The organism is Halomonas garicola, from assembly GCF_031935715.1.
GTDB classification, from domain to species: Bacteria; Pseudomonadota; Gammaproteobacteria; order Pseudomonadales; family Halomonadaceae; genus Vreelandella; species Vreelandella garicola.
The window spans coordinates 1-8389 of sequence record NZ_JASSZF010000054.1 but is presented as its reverse complement, the minus strand read 5'-3'; the positions used below and the strand labels follow the sequence as shown (position 1 = coordinate 8389).

7 protein-coding genes are annotated in these 8389 nt (G+C 56.1%); 3 read left to right on the top strand and 4 right to left on the bottom strand.

The window, feature by feature from the left end:
* Positions 1 to 192: 192 nt before the first annotated feature.
* Complete coding sequence (locus RS027_RS13205; protein WP_311957679.1) at positions 193 to 1146, bottom strand: LysR family transcriptional regulator; 954 nt, start codon at positions 1144 to 1146, stop codon at positions 193 to 195.
* A gap of 108 nt (positions 1147 to 1254) precedes the next feature.
* Here RS027_RS13205 and RS027_RS13200 point away from each other — a divergent pair, with 108 nt between their 5' ends.
* From RS027_RS13200 to RS027_RS13190, 3 genes are all read left to right on the top strand, one after another.
* Positions 1255 to 2655: a sodium:solute symporter family protein gene (locus RS027_RS13200; RefSeq protein ID WP_311957678.1), complete on the top strand. Its 1401-nt coding sequence runs from the start codon at positions 1255 to 1257 to the stop codon at positions 2653 to 2655.
* A gap of 238 nt (positions 2656 to 2893) precedes the next feature.
* Positions 2894 to 3688: an aspartate/glutamate racemase family protein gene (locus RS027_RS13195; RefSeq protein ID WP_311957675.1), complete on the top strand. Its 795-nt coding sequence runs from the start codon at positions 2894 to 2896 to the stop codon at positions 3686 to 3688.
* Positions 3685 to 4932, top strand: a complete 1248-nt coding sequence (locus tag RS027_RS13190) for an NAD(P)/FAD-dependent oxidoreductase (protein WP_311957673.1) — start codon at positions 3685 to 3687, stop codon at positions 4930 to 4932. The genes RS027_RS13195 and RS027_RS13190 overlap by 4 nt, the downstream gene beginning before the upstream one ends.
* A gap of 573 nt (positions 4933 to 5505) precedes the next feature.
* Here the strand turns inward: RS027_RS13190 and RS027_RS13185 are convergent.
* From RS027_RS13185 to RS027_RS13175, 3 genes are all read right to left on the bottom strand, one after another.
* Positions 5506 to 6471, bottom strand: coding sequence for a pirin family protein (locus tag RS027_RS13185; protein WP_311957671.1), 966 nt, complete (start codon positions 6469 to 6471; stop codon positions 5506 to 5508).
* A 113-nt stretch (positions 6472 to 6584) separates the two neighbouring features.
* The gene (locus tag RS027_RS13180) at positions 6585 to 7013 is read right to left on the bottom strand and encodes a DoxX family protein (protein WP_311957669.1); all 429 of its coding nucleotides are present in this window, start codon (positions 7011 to 7013) and stop codon (positions 6585 to 6587) included.
* A 106-nt stretch (positions 7014 to 7119) separates the two neighbouring features.
* Positions 7120 to 8124 carry a glutathione S-transferase family protein gene (locus RS027_RS13175; protein WP_311957667.1) on the bottom strand — a complete coding sequence of 335 codons (1005 nt, stop codon included), beginning with the start codon at positions 8122 to 8124 and terminating at the stop codon, positions 7120 to 7122.
* Positions 8125 to 8389 lie beyond the last annotated feature (265 nt).

The following is an 8389-nucleotide window of genomic DNA, read 5'->3' as shown; positions in this document are numbered from 1 at the left end:
AGAAAATCAAGAAGTTCCGGCGGTTATCTACACGCTATGAGCGACTGGCAAGAAACTACCAGTCACTCCTCTGCCTCGTGTCAGCCGCCATATGGCTGGCCTAATTGTTAACGCCCCCTAGGGCTGCCTTCATATCAATAATATTCGCTATATCTTATTAATCTAAAAATATAATACTAGGCGATTCAGTTTTCAGCATTTGCCATCTATATCGACTTGAAAGAGACGCTGGCGCGAGCGCTGTTGCCAGGCTTTGAGCCCCGCGTCCAGATAAGGAATGAACCGCTGACAATGTCGTGATGGTGGGTGAAAGCGTGAGGTAATCAGGGCAATCTCTAGGTCAATGGCTGGTTCGAAGGGGACTATCGTTACGTGGCAATCGCGCCGTTGGAGAAAACTGTCAGCTGATACTGGATCCACTAGGGCATGACCGAGACCAGCATTGACCAAGCTGATGGCCGAGGGGAACAGATGGGTCTCAATCATGACCTGAAAGCGTGCGCCTGCAGCGTGAAAGATTTGTCTCAGTTTGAGGGTGCTTTGGTGGTGCTCATCCAAGGTAATCAGCGGCAGGTTATTTAAGTCAGCCGCCGTTACTACGCCATGCTCGGCCAAGGGGCTTGTGGGCGGCAAGGCCATGTGCATACGGAGTTGGTAAGGAGTGACATCCAGCGCATGTAGGTCGTCCTGAAACTCGACGACTCCTAGGTCGAATTGGCCCTCGGCTACCCAGTCGCGGACCTTTGTCGAACTGAAGGTCTGCAGGGAGAGCTGGCTGGTGGGATGATCGTGGAGGTAGTTGGCCATGATCTGCGGCATGGCTGAGGGCGAGAGCCCAGGCATGCATCCAAGCATTAATTTGCCAGCCTGTCCTTGACGTAGGCCTTCTGATAGTTCGCCGAGATGCTTTACTGAGGCCAGTACTTTATCTGCCCCCTCGGCTAGGTGCCGGGCCTCCGGCGTCAACTCGGTGCCGTAGTGGTTGCGCCGAAAGAGCAGGAAGCCCACCTCCTGCTCGAGATTGGCAATAGCGATACTGACCGCTGGCTGACTGAGGTCTAATCGGCGTGCTGCCTTGGATAAGCTGCCGGTTCGCGCCACCGCCTGGAAAATCTGTAGCTGCCGCAGGTTGTGCCGAATTTCCATGGTAAAGACTCTAAATGCTGTTTATGACTTCATAGGTTTGATTCAGTTGTTTTTATAGCATAGCCCAACGATGCTGGGAAAACCTACAACAGTAATAAAGGTGGCTCCATGAATCCGATTGACCTCCTCGGGCTTCTAGTGTATTTCGCAATACTAATCGCGATTGGTTATCGTAGCGCCAGAAAAGTCTCCGATAGTGCCGATTTCGCTGTGGCAGGTAATAAAATTATTTGGCCAGTGTTATTTGCTACTCTGGCCGCATCCTTTTTGGGTGGCGGTGCTTCTATGGGCCGTGCTGGCGAGTCCTTTAAAGAAGGTTACGCTTTTATGTTCGCAGCATCGGCCTTTCCTATAGCTACAGCTTTAGCCGGTCTTTTTGTTGCGCCACGTTTAAAGCGTTACGCAAATGCCCAAACAATGGGTGATATCATGGCGCATCATTTTGGTAGTGGTGCGCGATTGTTTACCGGTATCTTTTCGCTGATATTCTGTGTCAGCCTTCTCGGTGCTCAGGCGCTGGCCGTGGGCACCGTCTTCCATACTATCCTCGGCATTGAGGTCTCCACTGGCATTCTTCTGGGTATGTCGGTGGTGCTTTTGTACTCCACTGTCGGTGGTATGTGGGCAGTAATTCAGACTGACGTTGTGCAGTTTCTGATGTTAGCGGTGTTCCTGCCGCTGACCATGTTAATTGGCATCCACGATCTGGGTGGGCCCTCGGCCTTAGTGGAGCAACTACCCGATGCGCACTTCAGCCTGATGGGTGACTATTCCGTCGGTATGTTTGTGGGCATTTTCGTCGCTTTTTTGCTCGGCGAGTCCTTGGTGCCACCTTATACTCAGCGAGCTTTGTCGGCACCGGATTCCCGTCATGCCCGCATCGGCTATTCGGTAGCTGGTGGCTTCGGTCTACTGTTTTACTTCGTCAGTGCCACTATTGGGCTAATTGCTCTAGTGCTGTATCCGGATATTTCTCCCGATCAGGCTATGCCGGCTTTGATTCGTGATGCATTGCCAATCGGTATTACCGGCCTAGTACTAGCATCCTTATTGGCTGTAGTTATGTCTACTGCAGACTCCTATCTCAACTCAGCGGCAGTTATTTTCGTTGGTGATATCTACAAGCCCTTTATTGAGCCAGGCGTTAGCGATAAGAAACGGTTGTGGATAGAACGGTTGGTAAACTTATTAATCGGCATCGGCGCAATAGTCTTTGCTCTCTATGCTACCTCTATCATTGATGCGCTTCTGATGAGCTATTCCCTTTGGGCGCCGACTATCTTACTACCATTTGTGTTTGCCGTACTCTTCGACCTGCGATGCTCGCGCTCGGCAGTTGCCGCTATGCTGAGCGGGGCCTTGGTGACCATCGTTTGGGAGTGGGGACCCTTGGATCTTCAGGCTATCACTGGACTTACCGCTCTGATTGCTGGCGTGATCGCCAACCTTGCGGTATTCACCCTTGTATATCGCCGCTTCCGCGGCACCATGCCCGACACTAATCACTAATATCATTAAAGGTGATAACTATGACTGCTTATGCCTTCGCTCTCTATGCCGCCAGCGGGATCATCATGATGACCGCGGTTGGCGTAGGTATCGCCTCTTGGCGCTTTTATCGTGACAACTAAGTTCTATCCGCTAGGCACTTTGCAGCAGCCACGACACTTTTCCCCATGCCGTAATGCGCCGCTGTATAGCCTCGCAACGACCGCTGAATTGGCCATCGTGAGAATAGATAAGCGTTATGGCCAGGTTTCTGCTCAGTGCCTTGAACTTTGTTGGGATTTTGAGAATGCAACATAGAAACCACTCCAGCGGGCATCACTACGGCGATACGCCATTGGGCGTACTTTGCCTAGAGTCGTGGTTTACTAAGCCACGCGGCCACCTACGTAATCCACAAAGCTTTAACTACCCAGTGGTCTATGAAGTCATGGGGGGTGTCGGTATTCCAGAACTCCTGCATGCTCCTAACGATAAGTTGCTGAAATCAATGATTGATCGCGCGCTCTGTCTTGAAAGCCAGGGTATTAAGATAATAGCCGGGAGTTGCGGCTTCATGGCGCGTTATCAATGGCAGGTTGCCGAGGCAGTATCTGTGCCAGTTGTGCTATCTAGTCTGGCTCTTTTGCCTTGGCTGGAACTCGTGTATGGCAGCACGGCAGGGCTGGGGCTCCTGACTGCGGATGCTAATGCACTCGGTAAGGAACATCTGCGAGGTATAGGATGGGAGCGAGAAATGTCGGCGCTCAGTATCGAGGGGCTGCAACAAGCTCCCGAGTTTCGTGAGGTCATCCTGAAAGGAAGACGCCATGATCTTAACATGGAAGCTATGATTAACGAGGTCGCTGCGGCTGCCCGCCGGCTGCTGGCAAGTGGCCCTCTTGACGCTATCGTGCTTGAGTGCACGGATCTTTCTGCCTTCTCGGGCGTGGTCAGGAAAGTCTCTGGTTTACCAGTATATGACATCATCCAGGCAATTGATTTGATAGCTGCAAGCCTGGGGCATTCAGCGGTTCACAAGGATTATTCTATATGACCACTATCGCCGTGATTGGTGCCGGTATCGTTGGTCTTGCCGTTAGTCGGTCGCTACGAGCTCGAGGGCATGACGTCAGGCTTATTGATCCCGAGCCGCCGGGGGGAGGGGCCTCATTCGGCAATGCCGGACTGATCGCCAACTACGCCACAGCGCCTATGGCTAGTCTGCAGACTCTCAGACAGATGCCGGCTATGTTAGCGCAACCTGACCGTTCTATCGCTATTGATCCCAGGTATATGCCGACCTTGGCCGGCTTCGGTTGGCGGTTTCTGCGAGCCGCCATACCGGCGAATTTCGCGCGCCACAAGGCCGATTTGGTGCAATTGATCCGTGAGGCGGTCGCCGCCCAGCATACATTGCTTGACACTTTGGGTGGCGAGCGTCTGTACCACGCAAATGGTTGCCTGCAGATTGTCCGTGACAGCCGATGCCAAGCGTCGACGCTAGAGGCCATGGCTGCAACAAAGCGGGCTGATGGCATAGCCTGTGAGGCTCTTTCACCTGGGGAAGTGCGAGAGTTGGAGCCTGAGCTGAAAAGCAAAGGTCTCCGAGGAGCGCTCTACTTTCCCGAGATACGCTCACTACGCGACCCGTTGAGCCTAAGTCAATGCCTGTACCAGCGCCTGCGAGGCGAGGGTCTAACCCATATGGTCGCACGTCTCGAATCGCTAACGCCTCTTAAGGAGGGAGGATGGCGCTTGAAAGCTGGAGAGAGCTACTTAGACGTAGACCGCGTGGTGCTATGTGCCGGTATCGCCAATAATGGCCTGCTCAAGGAACTTGGCACCCGGCTGCCTGTGGTTAGTGAACGTGGTTATCACATTATGCTTAAGACACCACCGTCCCTCAACCGACCGGTTGGTTGGTTGACCCACCATTTCTATGCTACGCCCATGCAGGAAGGAATACGGATGGCCGGTACTACGGAGTTCTGCCGACCGGATAAGGCGCCGAACGCCCGACGCTGGTCTCAGCTCGCTGACTGGGGAACCACGCTGTTCGGCCGATCGGTTGAGGTTGAGCAGGAGTGGGTAGGGGTGCGTCATTCGACGCCGGATGGTCTGCCGGTTATTGGAGAAGTACCAGGGCATCCAGGACTGATCCTGGCTTACGGCCATGGTCATCTGGGTCTTACCTTGTCGGCTCAAACGGGTCGGCTGGTAGGAGGGCTAATTGATGGTGAAGCCCTGCCGGAATATGCTCAAGCACTATCACCCACGCGATTCCTGGGACCACACTAGGCGAAATGACCAGCAAATACTAAACGGTATTTTCTGGGTGTTGTGCTTTGGTGCCAAATAGCAAGTTGTGGCAGAAGGCTGTGGTCCGAGGACCAACGTGCATGACCCCTTCCATCACTGACGGGACCATGCAGCTAGAAGCGGTCGCCGCCGCGGTCTTGGTGCCTGTGCTGTGTTATTTTCCTGCCAGTGGTGATTACGATGCTGCCTGTGCCGACTGTCATTGTGGTGATGCTGGTGCTGGCTATCGTGGCCGTGGTGATGCGGGTTGCTCGAGGTACGGCTGTCGTCCTGATGGGCCATGGCGTCACAAGCTGTTAGCACGGTAGCAGACGCGAACACAGCGGGCAGCTTTTTAAGCATTAGCATCCTCTTCCTGTTGACATTATTCAGGGTGCTTATTTATAACAATTACAAGCGCGTGATATAGCCTCAGCGCATGGTTTTCAGCGCTTTGGCCCACCGGGCCAGGGTCTCAAGCAGGGTTTGCGCGCTCTGCTCATGAAGCGCCGGGGGCGTGAACGTGCTTGCCGACCCAGCCGGGACGAGTGCTGGTTAGAATGATGGTCAGTTTCATCGCTTGGTCCTCTTGTCAGCTGCCAAGCGCCAGGGAAGGGGCGGCGGCATCAGCCGGTCGCCGTCGAATTCGGGAACTTCGCCGAATCGCGCAGCGCCGGCCACCCATTCTTGCTGCGCCTGCGAAATCTCGACTTTGCTGTGCCCGACGAAGTTCCACCAGATGAAGATCTCTTCGTTCAGCGGCTCGCCGCCCAGCAGCAGCACGCGGGTACTGGCGTCGAGTTCCAGCGCGATATCGTCGAGCCCGCAGCCCAGATAGGCCAGTTCGTTTGGCGCGAATCTATCCTGACCGATGCGCAGCCCGCCCTCGAGCACGAGCACGCCGTATTCGTAGTGGCTGTGCAGGTTCAGGCGGACGGTCGCCTCGGCGTCAGCGAACAGATCGGCGCCAACCAGCGGCGAGAAGGCGAGGATAGGCGCTTCCCGGCCGTTGAGCGCGCCGGTGAGCAGGGTAATATCGACGCCCTGTTCCTGCCACCGTGGCAGGTCGGCATAATGATCGAAGCGGGGCTGGGTGTGCCGATGGGCGTAGGGCAGCGCGACCCATAGCTGCGCCGCGTGCAGCCGGGATTCACTCGCGAGCGATTCTTCGGTGTGCGCAATGCCGCGACCGGCGGTCATCAAGTTGACTTCGCCCGGGCGAATGACCTGTTCGCTGCCGAGACTGTCACGGTGCAGGATGTTGCCGGCCAGCATCCAGGTGAAGGTCTGCAGCCCGGTATGCGGATGCGGGCCGACGCGCATGCCCTGACTGTCCACGGAAAATACCGCAGGCCCGGCGTGGTCCAGAAAGCACCAGGCCCCGATCAGGCGTCGCCCGCGCTGGGGCAGAACCCGATTGATGGGAATGCCGCCTACCTCAGCCGTACGCGACGCGAGGTGCTGAATCAGCCGTTGACCGTCAATGACGGGGCACTCGCGCGATTCGAACAGCGCAGGGTTTGATTCGGTGTTGCTCATGGCATCGGTGTCCTGGATAGATCGCTCAGCTCAGCTGCCGACCCGGATGATTGGCTCAACCATGTATTAAGGGCTTCGTATTAAGAACTTATCGTCAGTCGATAACCCAACAGTCAGCCAGCGTTCGGTTTGGCAGCCCTGGACTCAGGGTCATGTTTGGTCCGCAGTCGATCCAGGCTCCATTCACCACCGCCGGCGATGAACAGGTAGAGAAACACGAAAGAGTAAAAGACTGCCAGCTGACCACCGTTCGCCAATGGCCAGAAATCCTGCGGTGCATGCGCCATGAAATAGGCGACCGCCATGAAGCCCGAAAGCACAAAAGCGGTGGGGCGAGTGAGCAGGCCGATGAGGATCAAAAAGCCGCCCACCAGCTCGAGTATGCCGGCAGCTCCGCTCAGCGAGAACAGATCGAAGGGGGCACGCTGATCGACCGGGAAGCCAAGGATTTTCTGGCCCCCGTGCTGCATGAAAAGAAGGCCGGTCACGGCGCGAAGCAGGCTCAGAACATGCGGTTGCCACGTCGAGAAGAAGGTGGTCATTATCTTTTCCTTATGCTGTTGAAATAGGTTAAGAAACGCTGGTGTGCCCGGGCCTTGCTCAGCCCGGGCCCGCCGATGGTGCAAGGCTGCTATCACCACTGATAGCTCAGGTCTTCGTGCGCACGCCCCGCCCCGTCAGGCGCTCGCGGTCGTGGGGACGATCAAGGTCAAGAAGCGGCCCCTTGGGCACGATGCCGTTGGGGTTGATGGTGTCGTGGCTCATGTAATAGTGGCGCTGGATATGATCGAAGTTCACCGTCTCCTTGACCCCCGGCCACTGGTACAGCTCGCGCAGGTAGTGGGACAGGTTCGGGTAGTCTTCAATCCGGCGCAGGTTGCACTTGAAGTGGCCGTGGTAGACGGCGTCAAAGCGCACCAGGGTGGTAAACAGGCGAATATCGGCCTCGGTCAGCCACTCGCCGGCAAGATAACGGTGCTCGGCAAGCCGGGCCTCCATGCGGTCCAGCGCCTCGAACAGGGCCACGACGTGCGTCTCGTAAACGTCCTGCTCGGTGGCAAAACCCGCCTTGTAGACGCCGTTGTTGATGTGATCGTAGACATCGGCATTGACGCCATCGATGGTCTCGCGCAACTCTTGCGGATAGAAATCGAGCCGGTTACCGGTGAGCCCGTCAAACGCCCCGTTGAGCATGCGCACAAGCTCCGCCGACTCGTTGTTGACGATGCGCCCGTCGCGCTTGTCCCACAGCGCCGGCACTGTCACCCGCCCGGTGTACTCCGGGTTGGTCAGGGTGTAGAGCTGGTGATGATAGTCAACGCCGTTGACCGCATCGCCGCTGGAGCCTTCGTCCAGGTGGTAGGTCCAGCCCTTTTCTCGCATCAGCGGGCTTACGTGGGAGACGCCGAACAGCGGCTCCAGCCCCTTGAGTTTGCGCATGATCAGCACGCGATGCGCCCAGGGGCAGGCCAGTGACACATAAAGATGAAAGCGGTCCGCCTCGGCTGCCACACCAGGGTGACCATCCGCCGCAGGTTGACCGTCCGACGTCACCCAGTCGCGCAGCTTGGCGGATTCGCGCACAAACTCGCCGCCGTGCTTTTTGGTGTCGTACCACTGATCGTGCCATTCGCCGTTGATCAAAAGACCCATGGTGATTCACTCCGTATGCAAATTATCTGGGTGGGGTGTCAGGCCAGAAGCCGTGAGGGAGAGCGCTGCCCTCCCTCCACCACTCGGACTTAGCGGCCGAGCTTAGAAACTGAGCTTAGCGACTGAACTTAGCGACTGAACTTAGGGTGTGTTAACAATCATTAGTTTCGTTTAAACTGATTTAGTATTCATAGATTTTGGTGGGCCATGAGTCGGTTGAAGTTACGCGATGATCAGTGGGAGCGAATCGAGCACCTGCTCCCCG

Coding starts and splice junctions, on each gene's coding strand:
- RS027_RS13205 (WP_311957679.1), bottom strand. CDS start 1,146: ATGGAAATTCGGCACAACCTGCGGCAGCTACAGATTTTCCAGGCGGTG.
- RS027_RS13200 (WP_311957678.1), top strand. CDS start 1,255: ATGAATCCGATTGACCTCCTCGGGCTTCTAGTGTATTTCGCAATACTA.
- RS027_RS13195 (WP_311957675.1), top strand. CDS start 2,894: ATGGCCAGGTTTCTGCTCAGTGCCTTGAACTTTGTTGGGATTTTGAGA.
- RS027_RS13190 (WP_311957673.1), top strand. CDS start 3,685: ATGACCACTATCGCCGTGATTGGTGCCGGTATCGTTGGTCTTGCCGTT.
- RS027_RS13185 (WP_311957671.1), bottom strand. CDS start 6,471: ATGAGCAACACCGAATCAAACCCTGCGCTGTTCGAATCGCGCGAGTGC.
- RS027_RS13180 (WP_311957669.1), bottom strand. CDS start 7,013: ATGACCACCTTCTTCTCGACGTGGCAACCGCATGTTCTGAGCCTGCTT.
- RS027_RS13175 (WP_311957667.1), bottom strand. CDS start 8,124: ATGGGTCTTTTGATCAACGGCGAATGGCACGATCAGTGGTACGACACC.